The organism is Azospirillum sp. TSH20 (assembly GCF_003115935.1).
Classification (GTDB): domain Bacteria; phylum Pseudomonadota; class Alphaproteobacteria; order Azospirillales; family Azospirillaceae; genus Azospirillum.
Map to the genome: position 1 here is coordinate 48,736 of NZ_LGQU01000022.1, position 15,175 is coordinate 63,910.

Genomic DNA, 15,175 nt, shown 5'->3' on the forward strand with positions numbered 1-15,175 from the left:
CGATAGCATGCCGGCCGGCGCGTTACACACTGTTACACAGCCGCACCCCGCCGGATATTGTCCAGTTACAGTCGCGCGCGATCATGGCCGCCAACAAGAAACGACACCGGATCGAGGGCGACTGCCATGACCATCTCGAAGACCATGACCCGCGACGTGGTCACCCCCGTCACCATCGTCACCTTCGTCGTGTCCACGGTGACCGGCGTGATGCTGCTCCTGCACTGGAATACCGGGCTGGTGCGCTTTTCCCACGAATGGCTGAGCATGGCGTTCTCCGCCATCGCGCTCTGGCATCTGGTGAAGAACTGGCGGGCTTTCCTGGGCTATCTGAAGCGGTACGCCGCGAGGGCCGCCTTCGTCGCCACCATCGTCGTATCGGTGGTCTTCACCGGCATGACCGGCACCACCGGCGGCGGCAGCGTCAATCCGGGTGCGGTGTTCGGCGCGCTGTCGGGGGCGACGCTCGAAGCCGCCGCCCCGGCGCTGGGCCTCACGCCCGACAAGGCGGTGGAGGTGCTGAAGACCGCGAACATCGACGCCGCGCCGGGCGAGACCCTGACCGCCATCGGCGAGCGCGCCGGCAGGAACGGCGCTGCCGTCGCCAGCCTGCTGGCGGCGAAGCGGGCGCACTGAGGCCAGCGCCTATTCCTCCCCGTCTTCCTCGCCGTCACCGAGCAGATAGTCGATGTCACCGCCGTCGAGAGCACTGACCAGCCCCTTGCCCTCGATGGTGGCGGCGGACAGGCTGCCCTTGCGGCGCTGGAGGTCGAGGATGCGTTCCTCCACCGTATTGGCGGCGATCAGCTTGTAGACGAAGACCGGCTTGTCCTGGCCGATGCGGTAGGCGCGGTCGGTCGCCTGATCCTCAGCGGCCGGATTCCACCAGGGATCGTAATGGATCACCGTGTCGGCGGCGGTCAGGTTCAGGCCGCGCCCGCCGGCCTTCAGGCTAATGAGGAAGACCGGAACCTCGCGGTTCTGGAAGCGGTTCACCGGCTCGGCGCGGTCCAGCGTGCGGCCGGTCAGCTCGACATAGGGGATGTGCGCCTTCTCCAACTCCAGCTTGATGAGGTCGAGCATGGTGGTGAACTGCGAGAAGATCAGGATGCGCCGGCCTTCCGGCACCATCTCCTTCACCATTTCGGTCAGGGCGTGCAGCTTGGCGCTCGGCCGTGCCTTGCCGCCCAGCGCGGCGATGGATTTCAGCAGGCGCGGATCGCAGCAGACCTGCCGCAACTTCAACAGCGCGTCGATCACCGCGATGGCGTTCTGGCCCAGCCCCTTGCCGCTGGCGGCCAGCGCCGCGCGCACAGTCTCGTTCACCGACAGGCGGATGGTCTCGTAGAGGTCGCGCTGGTCGCGCTCCAAGTCGATGCGCACCACCACCTCGGTCTTCGGCGGCAGTTCCTTCGCCACCGCCTCCTTGGTCCGGCGGAGCAGGAAGGGGCGGATGCGGCGCATCAGCAGGTTGGCGCGGGTGTTGTCGCCGCGCTTCTCGATGGGAACGCGGTAACGCTTGCCGAAATCCTTGCGGTCGCCCAGCAGGCCCGGCATCAGGAAGGCGAACTGGCTCCACAGCTCGCCCAGATTGTTCTCCACCGGCGTGCCGGACAGGCAGAGCCGATGCCGCGCCGGAAGCGCCGCCACCGCGCGGGTCGCCTTGCCGTCGGGGTTCTTGATCGCCTGCGCCTCGTCCAGCACGATCATGTGCCAAGTCAGCCGCTTCAGCAGGTCGACGTCGCGCGCCACCACGCCATAGGTGGTCACGACGATGTGGGCGCGGTCGATCTCCGACAGCTTGCCGTGGCGGTCGACTCCATGCAGCACAACGACTCGCAGATGCGGGGTGAAGCGCTCCGACTCCGCGACCCAGTTGGGCACGAGGCTGGTCGGGACGACCACAAGGCAGGGTTCGGTCAGCCGGCCCTCATGCTCCTCCATGGCGATGTGGGCCAGCGTCTGGGCGGTCTTGCCCAGCCCCATGTCGTCGGCCAGGATGCCGGCGACGTTGTTGGCGCGCAGGCTCTGCATCCAGGCCAGACCGCCGCGCTGGTAATCGCGCAGTTCGCCCTTGAAGCCCGGCGGCGGGGTCATGTCGCCCGGCATCTCGTCGGCGCGCAGGCGCTGGAGATAGCCGTCGATCTGCGCCGTCTCGTCGCCGCGCCGGGCGATCAAATCGTCGATGTCCAGCAGCGAGTCGGCCTCGGCCAGCGGCACCTTCAGCCGGTCGCCGCTGCTGCGCCCGCTGTCCAGCATCGCTTCGAGAACGCTGAGCAACCGCTCGATCCGCTCGGCCGGCAGGGCCAGGACATTGCCGTCGTCCAGCACGATGTGGGCGCGGCCGTCGATGACACGGGTGGTCGACAGGCCGCCCTTTTCCACCAACCGGGCGAGGATCGGCAGAAGCGGCTGGCGCTCGCCATCGATTTCCACGCCGACATCCAGATCGAACCAGCCATCGCCGGCATCGCGGACGGCAACCTCGACCTCCGCACCCGGTTCGATGACCTTGGTGCCGAAATCGGCGCCGACCTCCATGATCCAGCCGGCCTTGGTCAGGGCGGGGACCTCGTTGGTCAGGAAATGCTGCCAACGCTCCTCCACGTCCCGGCCGGTCAGCCAATGGACGCGGGAGCCGCGGGCGTTCAGCACGCCCTTCGGCGGCTCGATCCGCGCTTGGGCGAAGCCTAGGCCGGACAGCCGATCCAGCGCCGCCTGCTCGTCGGCCTTGTCGCGGCGGACGAAGGTGACATCGCCGAAGTCGTCCTCATAGCGGGCGAACTGGCGCTGGTCGTCGGGCTCGATCTCCACCGCGCGGCCGGGCTCGCCATAATCGAAGGAGAGGCGCAGCACGTCGACCAGCCCGTCGGCCGGCGTCACAACGCGGCCGAGGCGGGCGATGATGCGGGGGGAGCGCTCGACGATGGCCGCCGCATCGGCCGCCCCGCTGCGCACGCCGGGGATGGCGTTGTCGCGGAAGCTGGATGTCGCGATGGAGGGCGGCGGCGGGGTGATGCGCGGCATCGACGCCACACCACTGCGCGACGGACCGAACAGGCGGGACGGGGGCGATTTGGACGGAACCGGCGGCGGTGGCGGAGCGGCCGGTCCCGGCTTGGCCTTCGGCACCTCCACCACCTGGAGGTCGACCGGGAAGACGGTGCCGGAGGCACTGTCCACGCACCAATAGGACTGACCCTTCACCAGCACGCTGCGTTCGGGCAGGCCGGTCGGGCGCAGCTTGCGGGTGGCGGGGTCGCGGAAGGCGCGGACGGTGCGGCCCGGCCCCTCGGCCAGCGGGGTGCCGTCGCGCCAGCGCAGGCGGCCGGTGGACAGCAGGCGGCGCAGCAGGCGGTCCACCGCCTCTCCCCGGCTCTTGGCAACGGGGGTGCGTTCGGTCCCGCCGCCGCCGAGCAGCCGGGCGATGGCACGGTCGGCGTCGCCGTCAACAGAGCGCGGCGCCTTGGCCAGCACGTCGCGCGGAGTGGCGGGGCTGGCGTCGGCCGCCCCCTCCGCCACGAATTCCACCAGGATGTAGCAGGCGACGTCGCCCTGCCCCGGCTCCAGCGTCCAGCGCAGGCTGCGCACCGGCTCCGGCTTGGGCGCCGGAGGCGGAGGCGGCGGAGGCTGGGGCGCCACGCTGCGGATCGGCGGCGGGACCGGCGGGCGGACCAGGGTAAGCGGGGCCTTGGGAGCGGGCGGTGCAGAAGGGGCCGCTGCGGCCGGGGTGGGCGCGACGGGTACAGGCGGCGGAGGCGGAGGCGGTGCCAGCGGCGCCTTCACGTCGGCGACGTCGAACAGGGAGGCGCGGCGCCATTCCGGCCGGCTTTCCAGCGCCAACATCGCCGCCGCAGCCATATGGGCGCAGGCGTTGCGGCCACAGGAACAGCTGCGGTCGAGCACGATGCTGCGCTTGCCCTGCACCGGCGTCACCGTCACCGACAGCCGCCGTCCGAGGTCGCTGACCTCCGCCTCGATCCGGTCGCCGCCGGGAGGACCCAGCGTCACCGCACCGGTCATCATCAGCGTGCGGCCCCGCTGCAGCGTCTTGGCATCGAAGACGCGCGTCAGGTCCTCCTGACCGAAGGGGACGGCGGCGCCACCCGACGAAGGGCCACGCGGCAGGGCATCGAAAAGCGACATGCGGTGCGAGGTGACCAGGCGAAAGCTGATGGAATGGGGCGGAACGGAACGGAAACGGGGCGTCGGTATAGGATCTTGCGCGGCGTGGCGCAAGCCTTAGGCTCAAGCATTGACGCGAACGGTGCCGCAACGGCGGAACCGGGCGCGGCCGTCCGTCATAGCACAGGACGACAGCGGCTTCACCCCGGTTGGTGATTTACCCGCGATTGCCGGGGAATACCCGGCTGGCCAGTTCGCACAGGCCGCCCTCGCTGTCCAACTGATGGGCGGCCCAGCGGATCGTTCCCTCGACGAAGGACGGATCGCCGGCATGGACCAGAAGGGCCAGCCCCAGCGCCATCGCCCCCGCCAGCCAGGGAGAGGGACGCAGGCGCGGGACGGCATCCTTGCGGCTGCTCCACAGGAACAGCAGGGCCGACAGCCCGCCGATCATCAGCCCGGCCACCACCTCCGCTCCCGAATGGGCGGAGACGGCGACACGCGAGGCGCCGATGGCCAGCACCAGCGACACCGCCGCCAGCGGCAGCGCGATGCGGAGCCAGCGCGATCGGGCACTGCGCGCCGCCAGCGCCGACACCGACCCGTAGAAGACGGCCGAGAAGGCGGCATGGCCGCTGGGGCTGACGAAACGGTCGCCGGAGAACAGAGACGGGAACAGCGGGAAGTCCGGCAGACCACAGCCATGCCCCACCAGCTTCAGCACCACCATGGCGCCCAGGCACAGCGACAGGGCGAGCAGCCAGCGCAGCGCCAGCGGCGCCGAATGGTGCCGCCACAGCGCGGTCGCATAGAGGGCGGAAAGCGGTACGAGAAGGCTGCTGCTGCCCAGATGGGTGATGGCGCCGCTGGCGATGGCGAGCATCGGTCCCCCATGGATGCCGGTGATAACGAACGGCTTTGCCAGATGGTGCGGCGCAGCAGGATCGGCAAGAGGACGAGTCGAAAGCCCCGCCCCTACCCCTCCAACTGGTCGGCGCGGGCGTCGGCGATGACGCAGTTCCGGCCCGACCGCTTGGCTTCGTACAGCGCTTCGTCGGCCCGGCGGACCAGCCCTTCGGCGGTATCGCCCAGCCGTCCGCCGATCGAGATGCCGACGGACACCGTCACGTTGATCTCGCCGTGGCCGGTCGACACGGCGAAGGGCGTGTCGGCGATGCGCGAACGCAAGCGTTCGGCGACGATCAGCGCGGCTTCCCCGTCGGTGTCCGGCAGGATGACGATGAACTCCTCGCCACCCAACCGGGCGACGAGGTCGAAGGTGCGCAGGTTGCGGCTGGCGCGGGCGGATACCTCGCGCAGCACCTCGTCGCCGATGGCATGGCCGTAGGTGTCGTTGACCACCTTGAAATGGTCGATGTCGAACATCAGCACCGACACCGGCTTGTGGCTGTCGATGGCGCGTTCCAGCAGCCGCGGCAGATGGGCGTTGACGTAACGGCGGTTGAAGACGCCGGTCAGGCTGTCGGTCAGCGCCATCGACAGGCTCTGCTCGTAATTGGAGCGCAGCCGTTCCTGATAGCGCTTGCGCCGGATCTGGGTGCGGGCGCGGGCCAGCAGTTCGTTCCGGTCGACCGGCTTGACGACGTAATCGTTGGCGCCGAGTTCCAGCCCCTTCGCCACCTGCCCCAGGTCGCCGTCGTCCACCATCAGCAGGATCGGCACCTGCCGCGTGCGCTCGTGCGAGCGCAATTGCGAGCAGAGGCGCAGCCCGTCTTCGTTCAGCAGGGTCAGGCTGACCACCACCAGATCGAGCGGCGTGCCCAGCGCGCGTTCCAGCGCCTTGGCGCCGGTGTCGGCGGAGAACACCATGTTGTGGTCGCGCTGAAGCGTCTCCGTCACCTTTTCCAGGTCGAGGGCGGAGTCCTCCAGCACCAGCACATTGGCGCGCTCGAAGGATTCGCTCAGCATGGTGCCGCTGCGCTCGATAACGCCGAACTGGCCGGACGTGCTTTCGCGCAGGCGCCATTCGTCCATCATCATCTTCAGCCGAACCAGCGAGCGGACGCGCGCGAACAGCGCGATGTCGTTCACCGGCTTGGTCAGGAAATCGTCGGCCCCGGCCTCCAGGCCACGGACGCGGTCGGCGATGTCCGACAGCGCCGTGACCATCACCACGGGGATGTGCATGGTGGCGGGATCGGAGCGGATCTTCTCGCACACCTCGAACCCGTCCATGCCCGGCATCATCACGTCCAGCAGGACTATGTCCGGCGATTCCTTCCGCACCATCTCAAGCGCGTCGGGTCCGTTGAAGGCCGTCAGAACATTGAAGTACTCGCGCGTCAGCTTCGCCGCGAGCAGCTTCACATTCGGCAGTACATCGTCGACGACAAGGACACGCGCGGACATCGGAAGGAAATTCCTGCAGAATTGCTACAGAGAAAACAGACTTAGCCGAGAAACTTCTTGACTGTTTCGAGGAACTTCACAACCGAAATGGGCTTTGCGACATAATCCTCGCAACCGCCCTGACGGATTTTCTCTTCGTCACCTTTCATGGCGAAGGCGGTGACGGCCACGACCGGAATGCTCCTCAGATCCGGATCGTCCTTGATCCAGCGGGTCACCTCCAGCCCGGAAACCTCCGGCAGCTGGATGTCCATCAGGATCAGGTCGGGGCGGTGCTGACGGGCCAGCCGCATCGCCTCCATGCCTTCGCGGGTCTGCAGCGTGCCATAGCCGTGCGCTTCGAGCAGGTCATGAAAGAGCTTCATGTTCAGCTCGTTGTCCTCGACGATGAGGACGGTCTTCGTCGGCCCACCACCGGTCGCCAATGGACCGCAAGGCTCCGCTGACATGCATCCTCCCTGGGTGTGACCCCCGCGTTCACGCTGTCCATTGCCGGATTGCGTACCGCAGTTGCGGGGTCGCAAGACCGGTATATCCCCTTTCTGATTAGGTCGCGACGGTTAAATAGTCGTTACCGGACCGCTGGATGACAGCCCTGATGACCGCGGACCACCCTGCATTCAAACGAAAACCGCCCGCGGCGGACGCGGGCGGCGATCGGTTATCGACAACGGCAATATACCGGGATGGAGCCGGGCGACGGCTCAGGCAGCCCGCCTGGTTTTGCGCTTGGCATCGCGGCGGCGGGCGCCCTTGGCGCCGTACATCATGGCGTCGGCGCGGCGCATCACCTCGTCCTCGCTGTCGTCGGCGCCATAGGGCTGGGTGCCGACGGAGAAACGGACCGGCAGCGACTGCCCACCCCATTCCACATGGGTAGCATCGGCGATGGCGGCCAGCTGGCGGGCGCGGGCGAGGCCGCTGGCGGTGTCGGTGTTGGTCAGCAGCACGGCGAACTCGTCGCCGCCCAGCCGGGCGACCACATCCTCCTGCCGGACATTGCCGACGATCATCCGCGCCACCTGCCGCAGATAGGCGTCGCCGGCGACATGGCCGTGGGTGTCGTTGATGGCCTTGAAGCCGTCCAGGTCGATCATGACCAGCAGGCCGCCAGCGGACCCGTTGCGGCGGGCGGACGCCAGTTCGCGCCGGAAGTGGCTGTAGAAGCCGCGCCGGTTCAACAGGCCGGTCAGCTCGTCCGTCATCGTCAGGCTTTCCAGGTAGGCGATGCGCTCGTGCAACTCGGCGATCGTCTCCTTGGCTTCGGCGAGCAGCGCGATCGTCTCGTCCAGCGTCTGGCGCTCGGTCCCCCGCAGAAGCCCGACACGCGAAGCCAGCGCGACCGGCGACCATCCGGCCGGCACGTCGAAACGGTCGGAGGTGTGGTGCTTCAGGTCCAGGGCGGCGACGATGGCGTTCATGGGGTCGGCTCCTCTGATGAAGGTCGGAACACTTCGCCTTCACCCAAGCAACCGCTGTGCCAACCCGCCGCATCCCGCAGATACCAAGCATTTTATGCATTTCCGGCGGATTGCGCCGCCGGATCATCGGCAGGGGGTGGAGCCTCTTTCCTACCGGACCGGCATCTTCTGCCCACCCCAACCGTTCGGGGCAGGAAATCCCTGCCGGTGACTGGCGGCCGGAGCGGCGGTCCGGCAAAAGGCTCCACCCGCCCTTTACACCACCCGATCCGGCGCCGGCCGGCCGGCCATCACCGCATCGATGTTGTCCAGCGCCTTGAATCCCATGGCGTTCCGCGTTTCCACCGTGGCGCTGCCCAGATGCGGCAGCAGGAAGGCGTTGGGCAGATCGCGGTAGCCGGGATGCAGGTTCGGCTCGTTCTCGAACACGTCGAGCCCGGCGGACGCCAACCGCCCGGTCTTCAGCGCGGCGATCACGGCCTCATCGTCCACCACGCTGCCGCGCGCCGTGTTGATGAGGATGGCCCCCGGCGGCAGCCGCCCGATCCGTTCGGCGTTCAGCCAATGTCGGGTTTCCACCGTGGCGGGGAAGTGAAGCGACAGGACATCGCACACCGGCAGCATCGCCTCGGGATCGGCGTGGTAGATGGCGCCCAGTTCGAGGTCCGGCGGCAGCCGACGGCGGTTGCTGTAGTGGATGGTCATGCCGAAGGCGCGGGCGCGCGCCGCCACCGCCTGTCCGATGCGGCCCATGCCAACGATGCCCAGCCGCTTGCCGCCGACATGGGTGCCCATCAGCTGGGTCGGGGTCCAGCCGGTCCATGCGTTGGCGCGTATCATCCGCTCGCCCTCCGAGGCGCGGCGCGCGGCACCCAGCAGAAGAAGCAGCGCGATGTCGGCGGTGGCGTCGGTCAGCACGTCGGGCGTGTTGGTGACGGTCAGGCCGCGGGCGCGCGCCGCCTCCAGGTCGATGTGGTCGGTGCCGACGGAGAAGGTCGCCAGCACCCGCACCCGCTGCGGCAGGGCCGCGATGGCGGCGGAGTCCAGCCGATCACCGGCACAGCAGAGCACGGCGTCGGCCCCAACCTCCGCCGCACGGGCGGCGATCTCCGCCCCGCTGAAGGCGCGGTCTTCTGGATTGAACACGGCCCGGTAATCGCGCGAGGCCCGCGCCTCCACCGCTTCCGGAAGGCGGCGGGTCAGCAGCAGCACCGGGCGGGCAGAGGGCTGGGCATCGGGACTGTCCGACTGCGCCGCAAACGGCAACTCGGCAGGGCTTGTCATTCCGGCGGTTCCCTTCCATTGATAAGACATTCGGGTGGCGGGCCTTTCGGACCGCGGCAAAAACACCCATACTTCACCAAGAGCCGTCAATCACCTGTGGATCCCGTCTTGCTCGACCGTCTTTCCGCCTTTCCGGCAACCGTCGGCGCGGTCCTCGCGGCCGCCGTTTCCACCGGTGCGCTCCTCGCGGCCTCCCCTGCCCTGGCTCAGCCGGCCGCGACCTCCATGGCGGCGGTGGCGGCCAGGATCCAGCCGCACCGGGCGATCTACACCATGTCGCTCGCCTCGGCGCGCAACGGATCGAAGGTCAGTGACGTCCGCGGCCGCATGATGTTCGAATGGGCCGACGCCTGCGACGGCTGGACGACGGAGCAGCGCTTCCAGCTGCGCTTCGTCTACAGCGAAGGCGACGACATGGCGATGAACACCAACTACACGACCTGGGAATCGAAGGACGGCCTGCGCTACCGCTTCAACGTCCGCAAGCTGGTCAACGGCGAGGTGGACGAGGAGGTGCGCGGCGAGGCGAACCTGAACCGCGACGGCGCCGGCACCGCCCAGTTCACCAAGCCCGAACCGCAGGAGATGGAGCTGCCGGCCGGCACCATGTTCCCGACCGCCCACACGCTGGCGATCCTGGACCATGCCGAACGGAAGGACCCCTTCTTCACCCGCACGATCTTCGACGGGTCCGACGCGGAAGGACCGACCGAGGTGTCGACCGTCGTCGGCAAGCCCGGCGCGCCGACGGACGCCGGCAAGGACCCGCTGCTGAAGGTGGGCAAGGCCTGGCCGGTCCGCATGGCGTTTTTCCCGACGCAGAGCGATTCGGCCCAGCCGGAGTATGAGATGAGCCTGCATCTGCTGGAAAACGGCATCGCCGAGTCCATGCAGATCGACTATGGCGATTTCACCGTCAACGCGGTGCTGGACAAGATCGAGGCGCTGCCGAAGTCGGGATGTTGACGGCGGCGCAACGCGCCCGTGACAATTCACATCGGGTTTGCCGATCCAGGGGACATCCGATGGTTTCCCTGTTGATCGCGACTCGCCGCTGCGCTTAACTGCGGGTTGGGGTTTTGCGCAACAGGCCGGATTTAGCCCATGGGCAACCGGCCGTCCGAGGGTTTATCCGTCATGAGCAAGAAGCATGTCCAGATCGGGCAGGTTTTCCAACCGGTCGGCAGCGCCGGCGGCCGCGGTTGGCGGGTGACGGCAACGGTCAACCTGCTGGGCATCCCGCACGCCCGCGTCGTCAGCACCGAAGACGAGGGCGTGTCGAAGACCCTCAGCTGCTCGGTCCTCGCCGACACCAGCCACTATCGCCTGATCGCCTCGGCGCCGGCCGATGGGATGGCCGCGTAAAGGGCGCGGTTCAGCGGACGTTATTCAACGTCGTCATTCCGACACCGGCATGACGTCCGCCCCTTACTCCTCCCCCCGCCGCTCGCGCAGTCGCGCCCAATAGTCCAGCCGCTTGCGCAGGTCGCGTTCGAACCCACGCTCCACCGGCTGGTAGAACTCGCGCCGCGCCATCCCTTCGGGGAAGTAGTTCTGCCCGGAGAAGCCCTCCGCCGTGTCGTGGTCGTACTCGTATCCCTTGCCGTAGCCGATGGTCTTCATCAGCTTGGTCGGCGCGTTCAGGATATGCTTGGGCGGCATCAGCGAACCGGTTTCCTTCGCCGCGCGCACCGCCGACTTGTAGGCCGTATAGCCGGCATTCGACTTCGGCGCCGTCCCCAGATAGATCACCAGCTGCGCCAGGGCCAGTTCGCCCTCAGGGCTGCCCAGCCGCTCATAGGCTTCCCAGGCGGCGATGGCCTGGGTCAAGGCATTGGGATCGGCCAGCCCGACATCCTCCACCGCGAAACGGGTCAGGCGCCGCGCGATGTAACGCGGGTCTTCCCCGCCATCCAGCATGCGGCTGTACCAGTAGAGCGCCGCGTCGGTGTCCGACCCGCGCAGCGACTTGTGCAGGGCGCTGATGAGGTTGTAATGCCCCTCCTGCGCCTTGTCGTAGAGCGGGGCGCGGCGCTGGATGGTGGCGGCGAGCGCGTTGGTGTCCAGCACCGTCTCGCCCGGCAGCGCGAACAGCTCCTCGCACAGGTTCAGGCAGAAACGGCCGTCGCCGTCGGCCATCGCCTTCACCGCGGCGCGCGCGTCGGCGTCCAGCGGCAGCGGCCGGCCCATCTCCGCCTCCGCCCGCGACAGCAGCTTTTCCAGCGCCGCATCGTCCAGGCGGTTGAGCACGAACACCTGCGCTCGTGACAGCAAGGCGGCGTTGAGTTCGAAGGACGGATTCTCGGTCGTGGCGCCCACCAGCGTGACCGTGCCGTCCTCGACGAAAGGCAGGAAACCGTCCTGCTGGGAGCGGTTGAAGCGATGGATCTCGTCGATGAACAGCAGCGTGCCCTGCCCCGCCACCCGCCGGGCCCGTGCGGCATCGAACACCTTGCGCAGATCGGCGACGCCGGAGAAGACCGCCGACAGCGGTTCGAAATGCAGGTCGGTGCTGTGGGCCAGCAGGCGGGCGATGGTGGTCTTGCCGCAACCGGGCGGCCCCCACAGGATCATGGAGGCCAGCCGCCGCGCCGCGACCATGCGACCCAGCGGCCCGTCGGGCTTCAGCAGGTGGTCCTGCCCGACCACCTCGTCCAGCGTGCGCGGGCGCAGCCGGTCGGCGAGCGGGCGGGGAGCCGCCGACTCGAATAGCCCGGCATCCCCGCCCGACTCGCCGCGTTTCGCCATGATGGGTGCCTCAGCGCGCCGCGCCGCAGCGCTGATAGCACTGCTTCAGCTGATAGCTGCAGTTGTCGGTCGGGCTGAACGGGGTCGAATCGGCACGGTCGATGCCGCCCTGGTTGCGCGCGGCGACCGAATCCATGCACACATTGTGGCTCCGCTCGCACTGGGCCTGACAGGAGGCGCCGGCACCGGTGCCGCCATCGATCCGCAACGACTGGTCGTCGGCACCGCCGCGCGGGGTGGACGGACCGGGGACCACGGTGACGGTGGGCGCCGGACCGGAGGCGGCAGGGCGCGACGCCGGGTGATCGGCGCAGGCCGCCAGGCCGAGAAGGGCCACGGCCATGAGCGGGGCGATGAGACGGACCGGACGGAACTTAGCCACGACGGCTCCTATTCTTCTTGTTGTGAGGACGGCCATGGACATGACGGAATGCCACCCCCCTCTGGACCATCCCCCGTTCGGCCCCCACTATGCCGATATCAGCCGTAAGAAGGGAATGACTGAAATGACTCCGAAATCGGACGGCAGACCGCCGCGCAACCGGTCCCTGCGACTGCTGCTGGCGCTGCTTGTCCTTGGCCTCGTCATGCTGGCCTCGCGCGCGCTGGCGCTGCCCAATGTCGACATGGCCGAGATGATCATCCCGCTGCTGGGCGGGCTGTTCGTGGCGGTCGCCATCGTCATGATCGTGCGCCGTGACCGTGCCGACCGTGACGCCCTGCCCCCGTCCCGGCGTGACCGCCAGGACCAGGGCATGCCGGACTGAGTCGCTCAGACGAACTTGAAGCTGAGCAGGCCGCCGACCACGACGACCAGAAGGACGGTGGCCACCAGCATCAGCCGCTTCTCAATGATGTGCTGAACCTGCGGTCCGTAGAAATGCAGCAGGATGGCGATCATGTAGAATCGGGAGAAGCGCGCGACGATCGAACAGAGGATGAAGACCGTCAGATCCAGATGGGCGAATCCGGCGGTGATCGTCAGCAGCTTGTAGGGGATCGGCGTCACCCCCTTCAGGATCAGGAACCAGGGGCCGAACTCGGTGAACATCTCCTGGAAATGATGGAACGACTCCTGCGCATTGTAGAAGTCGATGATCATCCGCCCGACGCTTTCGAACAGATAAAAGCCCAGCGCGTAGCCCAGCAGGCCGCCCAGAAGCGACGCGAAGGCGCAGATGTTGGTGTAGAACCAGAGTCGCTTCGGCTTCTCCAGGCACATCGGCACCAGCATCACGTCCGGCGGCAATGGGAAGAAGGAGCTTTCGGCGAAGGAGATCGCCGACATCCACCAGACGGCATCGTCGCGGGCGGACAGGCGCTGGAGGCGCGTGTAAAGGGAACGCAACATTCGACCGGCCACAAAAGAGAAAACCCTTCCTCCGGGGAGCCCGAAGGAAGGGTCTAACATATCACCGATATCGGCGGTTCCGTCCTGCACGACGCGGGGCCCTGAGGCCCGATGCCGCACGGTCAGGATAACCGGCGCAATGCCCGGTCATATCACTCGGCGGTCTCGGCTTCGGCCTCGACGGCATCCTGCGTCGGGCCCGAATCCTGACCCTTGGCGGAGACGTCGCGGTCGACCAGCTCGAACACGGCCATGTCGGCGGCGTCGCCATAGCGGAAGCCGGCCTTCAGGACGCGGCTGTAGCCACCCTGGCGATCCTTGTAGCGGTCGGCCAGCACCGTGAACAGCTTGGTGACCGTGTCGTTGTCGCGCAGCTGCGCGAAGGCCAGACGACGGTTGGCCAGGCCACCCTTCTTGCCGAGCGTGATCAGCTTGTCGACGATCGGACGCAGGTCCTTCGCCTTCGGCAGGGTGGTGGTGATCTGCTCGTGCTTGATCACCGCGTTCGCCATGTTCGAGAACATGGCCTTGCGGTGGCTGCTGGTCTTGCTGAACTTACGTCCCGAAACGCCGTGACGCATGGCGGTCCTCCTTCATGGCATGGCCCCCCTCGGGGAGCCGATCGTGAACCCCGCCGCCCAGTCGTAACGCTGGTACGGCCATGGGGTCGGGCCGCTTCGGCCCTGGGAAATGCGCCCTCCCCGCCCAAGGGCGGAAAGGGCGCGGAAACAAGCGAGATGTTTAGTACGGCTCTTCCAGACGCTTGGCCAGCTCTTCGATGTTCTCCGGCGGCCAGTTCGGGATTTCCATACCGAGGTGCAGGCCCATCTGGGACAGCACTTCCTTGATCTCGTTCAGCGACTTGCGGCCGAAGTTCGGGGTGCGGAGCATTTCCGCTTCCGTCTTCTGCACCAGATCGCCGATGTAGACGATGTTGTCGTTCTTGAGGCAGTTGGCCGAACGGACCGACAGTTCCAGCTCGTCCACCTTGCGGAGCAGGTTCTTGTTGAACGGAACCTCCTCGTGCTTCTCCTCGGAGACGGCGTGAGTCGGCTCCTCGAAGTTGATGAACAGCTGCAGCTGGTCCTGCAGGATGCGGGCGGCGAGTGCCACCGCGTCGTCCGGCTTGACCGAACCGTTGGTCTCCACCGTCATCGACAGGCGGTCATAGTCGGTGACCTGCCCGACGCGGGCATTGTCGACCTTGTAGGACACCTTGCGGACCGGGGAGAACAGGGCGTCGATCGGAATCAGGCCGATGGGCGCGTCTTCCGGACGGTTCTGGCTGGCCGGGACGTAGCCCTTGCCGGTCTCGACCGTCAGTTCCATGTTCAGCCGCGCGCCGTTGTCCAGCGTGCAGATGACCAGTTCCGGATCCATGACCTGGATGTCGGGACCGGTCTCGATCATGCCGGCCTTGACCTCGCCCGGGCCTTCGGCGCGCAGGCGCATGCGCTTCGGGCCGTCGCCGCCCATGCGCAGACCCATCGTCTTGATGTTCAGGACGATGTCGGTCACGTCCTCGCGGACGCCGGGGATGGACGAGAACTCGTGCAGCACGCCGTCGATGTGGATCGAGGTGACGGCGGCACCCTGCAGCGAGGAGAGCAGGATGCGGCGCAGGGCGTTGCCCAGGGTCAGACCGAAGCCGCGTTCCAGCGGTTCGGCGACCACCGTCGCGAAACGGTCGGCGTCGTCACCGGGCTGGATGTCCAGCTTGCTCGGCTTAATCAGTTCCTGCCAGTTCTTCTGAAGCACGGATCGACCTCAAGATGCCATCGGGTGAACACGAACCCGCGGGGCCCGAACCATTCCCATGCTGAGGGGACCGCGATGGCTGCGGCCCCCTGTCCCGGAATGGCTGGTCCCCGCGGGT

15 protein-coding genes are annotated in these 15,175 nt (G+C 67.6%); 4 read left to right on the top strand and 11 right to left on the bottom strand.

Annotated features, from left to right (window positions below; genetic code table 11):
* Window positions 1–126: 126 nt before the first annotated feature.
* Window positions 127–636, top strand: coding sequence for a DUF4405 domain-containing protein (locus TSH20_RS05610; protein WP_109073812.1), 510 nt, complete (start codon window positions 127–129; stop codon window positions 634–636).
* A gap of 9 nt (window positions 637–645) precedes the next feature.
* Here the strand turns inward: TSH20_RS05610 and TSH20_RS05615 are convergent, their stop codons facing one another.
* The 6 genes from TSH20_RS05615 to TSH20_RS05640 all read right to left on the bottom strand — a co-directional run bounded on the left by TSH20_RS05615 (window position 646) and on the right by TSH20_RS05640 (window position 9,200).
* On the bottom strand, window positions 646–4,146 hold the full coding sequence (locus TSH20_RS05615) for a DEAD/DEAH box helicase (protein WP_109073813.1): 3,501 nt from the start codon (window positions 4,144–4,146) through the stop codon (window positions 646–648).
* Between the two features lie 196 nt (window positions 4,147–4,342).
* Window positions 4,343–5,008 (bottom strand): phosphatase PAP2 family protein, encoded by a 666-nt coding sequence (locus TSH20_RS05620; RefSeq protein ID WP_109073814.1) that lies wholly within the window; start codon window positions 5,006–5,008, stop codon window positions 4,343–4,345.
* A 92-nt stretch (window positions 5,009–5,100) separates the two neighbouring features.
* Window positions 5,101–6,495, bottom strand: a complete 1,395-nt coding sequence (locus TSH20_RS05625) for a PleD family two-component system response regulator (RefSeq protein ID WP_109073815.1) — start codon at window positions 6,493–6,495, stop codon at window positions 5,101–5,103.
* A 41-nt stretch (window positions 6,496–6,536) separates the two neighbouring features.
* Window positions 6,537–6,944 carry a response regulator gene (locus TSH20_RS05630; protein WP_085089773.1) on the bottom strand — a complete coding sequence of 136 codons (408 nt, stop codon included), beginning with the start codon at window positions 6,942–6,944 and terminating at the stop codon, window positions 6,537–6,539.
* Between the two features lie 255 nt (window positions 6,945–7,199).
* Window positions 7,200–7,916, bottom strand: coding sequence for a GGDEF domain-containing protein (locus TSH20_RS05635; RefSeq protein ID WP_109073816.1), 717 nt, complete (start codon window positions 7,914–7,916; stop codon window positions 7,200–7,202).
* A gap of 255 nt (window positions 7,917–8,171) precedes the next feature.
* The gene (locus TSH20_RS05640) at window positions 8,172–9,200 is read right to left on the bottom strand and encodes a D-glycerate dehydrogenase (RefSeq protein ID WP_109073817.1); all 1,029 of its coding nucleotides are present in this window, start codon (window positions 9,198–9,200) and stop codon (window positions 8,172–8,174) included.
* Window positions 9,201–9,308: 108 nt separating this feature from the next.
* On the opposite strand from TSH20_RS05640, the gene TSH20_RS05645 reads away from it, so the two are divergent.
* Both TSH20_RS05645 and TSH20_RS05650 read left to right on the top strand, forming a co-directional pair.
* The gene (locus TSH20_RS05645) at window positions 9,309–10,166 is read left to right on the top strand and encodes a cell envelope integrity EipB family protein (RefSeq protein WP_247871524.1); all 858 of its coding nucleotides are present in this window, start codon (window positions 9,309–9,311) and stop codon (window positions 10,164–10,166) included.
* 171 nt (window positions 10,167–10,337) lie between these two features.
* Window positions 10,338–10,565 carry a hypothetical protein gene (locus TSH20_RS05650; RefSeq protein WP_098739542.1) on the top strand — a complete coding sequence of 76 codons (228 nt, stop codon included), beginning with the start codon at window positions 10,338–10,340 and terminating at the stop codon, window positions 10,563–10,565.
* Between the two features lie 63 nt (window positions 10,566–10,628).
* Here the strand turns inward: TSH20_RS05650 and TSH20_RS05655 are convergent, their stop codons facing one another.
* Together TSH20_RS05655 and TSH20_RS35255 are read right to left on the bottom strand one after the other, a co-directional pair.
* On the bottom strand, window positions 10,629–11,948 hold the full coding sequence (locus TSH20_RS05655) for a replication-associated recombination protein A (protein ID WP_109073819.1): 1,320 nt from the start codon (window positions 11,946–11,948) through the stop codon (window positions 10,629–10,631).
* A 10-nt stretch (window positions 11,949–11,958) separates the two neighbouring features.
* Window positions 11,959–12,330, bottom strand: coding sequence for a hypothetical protein (locus tag TSH20_RS35255; RefSeq protein ID WP_199232070.1), 372 nt, complete (start codon window positions 12,328–12,330; stop codon window positions 11,959–11,961).
* 124 nt (window positions 12,331–12,454) lie between these two features.
* Here TSH20_RS35255 and TSH20_RS05665 point away from each other — a divergent pair, with 124 nt between their 5' ends.
* Window positions 12,455–12,715: a hypothetical protein gene (locus tag TSH20_RS05665; protein WP_109073820.1), complete on the top strand. Its 261-nt coding sequence runs from the start codon at window positions 12,455–12,457 to the stop codon at window positions 12,713–12,715.
* Window positions 12,716–12,720: 5 nt separating this feature from the next.
* Here TSH20_RS05665 and TSH20_RS05670 read toward each other — a convergent pair whose 3' ends face one another.
* The 3 genes from TSH20_RS05670 to TSH20_RS05680 all read right to left on the bottom strand — a co-directional run bounded on the left by TSH20_RS05670 (window position 12,721) and on the right by TSH20_RS05680 (window position 15,057).
* On the bottom strand, window positions 12,721–13,299 hold the full coding sequence (locus TSH20_RS05670) for a YqaA family protein (protein WP_085089780.1): 579 nt from the start codon (window positions 13,297–13,299) through the stop codon (window positions 12,721–12,723).
* Window positions 13,300–13,451: 152 nt separating this feature from the next.
* A complete protein-coding gene (gene rplQ / locus TSH20_RS05675) occupies window positions 13,452–13,880 on the bottom strand; it encodes a 50S ribosomal protein L17 (RefSeq protein ID WP_109073821.1) in 429 nt (142 codons plus the stop codon).
* A 160-nt stretch (window positions 13,881–14,040) separates the two neighbouring features.
* Window positions 14,041–15,057 carry a DNA-directed RNA polymerase subunit alpha gene (locus TSH20_RS05680; protein WP_085089782.1) on the bottom strand — a complete coding sequence of 339 codons (1,017 nt, stop codon included), beginning with the start codon at window positions 15,055–15,057 and terminating at the stop codon, window positions 14,041–14,043.
* Between the last annotated feature and the right edge of the window lie 118 nt (window positions 15,058–15,175).

Excerpts from the sequence above, each read along its gene's own strand:
- TSH20_RS05610 (WP_109073812.1), top strand. The coding sequence starts at position 127 with ATGACCATCTCGAAGACCATGACCCGCGACGTGGTCACCCCCGTCACC.
- TSH20_RS05615 (WP_109073813.1), bottom strand. The coding sequence starts at position 4,146 with ATGTCGCTTTTCGATGCCCTGCCGCGTGGCCCTTCGTCGGGTGGCGCC.
- TSH20_RS05620 (WP_109073814.1), bottom strand. The coding sequence starts at position 5,008 with ATGCTCGCCATCGCCAGCGGCGCCATCACCCATCTGGGCAGCAGCAGC.
- TSH20_RS05625 (WP_109073815.1), bottom strand. The coding sequence starts at position 6,495 with ATGTCCGCGCGTGTCCTTGTCGTCGACGATGTACTGCCGAATGTGAAG.
- TSH20_RS05630 (WP_085089773.1), bottom strand. The coding sequence starts at position 6,944 with ATGTCAGCGGAGCCTTGCGGTCCATTGGCGACCGGTGGTGGGCCGACG.
- TSH20_RS05635 (WP_109073816.1), bottom strand. The coding sequence starts at position 7,916 with ATGAACGCCATCGTCGCCGCCCTGGACCTGAAGCACCACACCTCCGAC.
- TSH20_RS05640 (WP_109073817.1), bottom strand. The coding sequence starts at position 9,200 with ATGACAAGCCCTGCCGAGTTGCCGTTTGCGGCGCAGTCGGACAGTCCC.
- TSH20_RS05650 (WP_098739542.1), top strand. The coding sequence starts at position 10,338 with ATGAGCAAGAAGCATGTCCAGATCGGGCAGGTTTTCCAACCGGTCGGC.
- TSH20_RS05655 (WP_109073819.1), bottom strand. The coding sequence starts at position 11,948 with ATGGCGAAACGCGGCGAGTCGGGCGGGGATGCCGGGCTATTCGAGTCG.
- TSH20_RS05665 (WP_109073820.1), top strand. The coding sequence starts at position 12,455 with ATGACTCCGAAATCGGACGGCAGACCGCCGCGCAACCGGTCCCTGCGA.
- TSH20_RS05670 (WP_085089780.1), bottom strand. The coding sequence starts at position 13,299 with ATGTTGCGTTCCCTTTACACGCGCCTCCAGCGCCTGTCCGCCCGCGAC.
- rplQ (WP_109073821.1), bottom strand. The coding sequence starts at position 13,880 with ATGCGTCACGGCGTTTCGGGACGTAAGTTCAGCAAGACCAGCAGCCAC.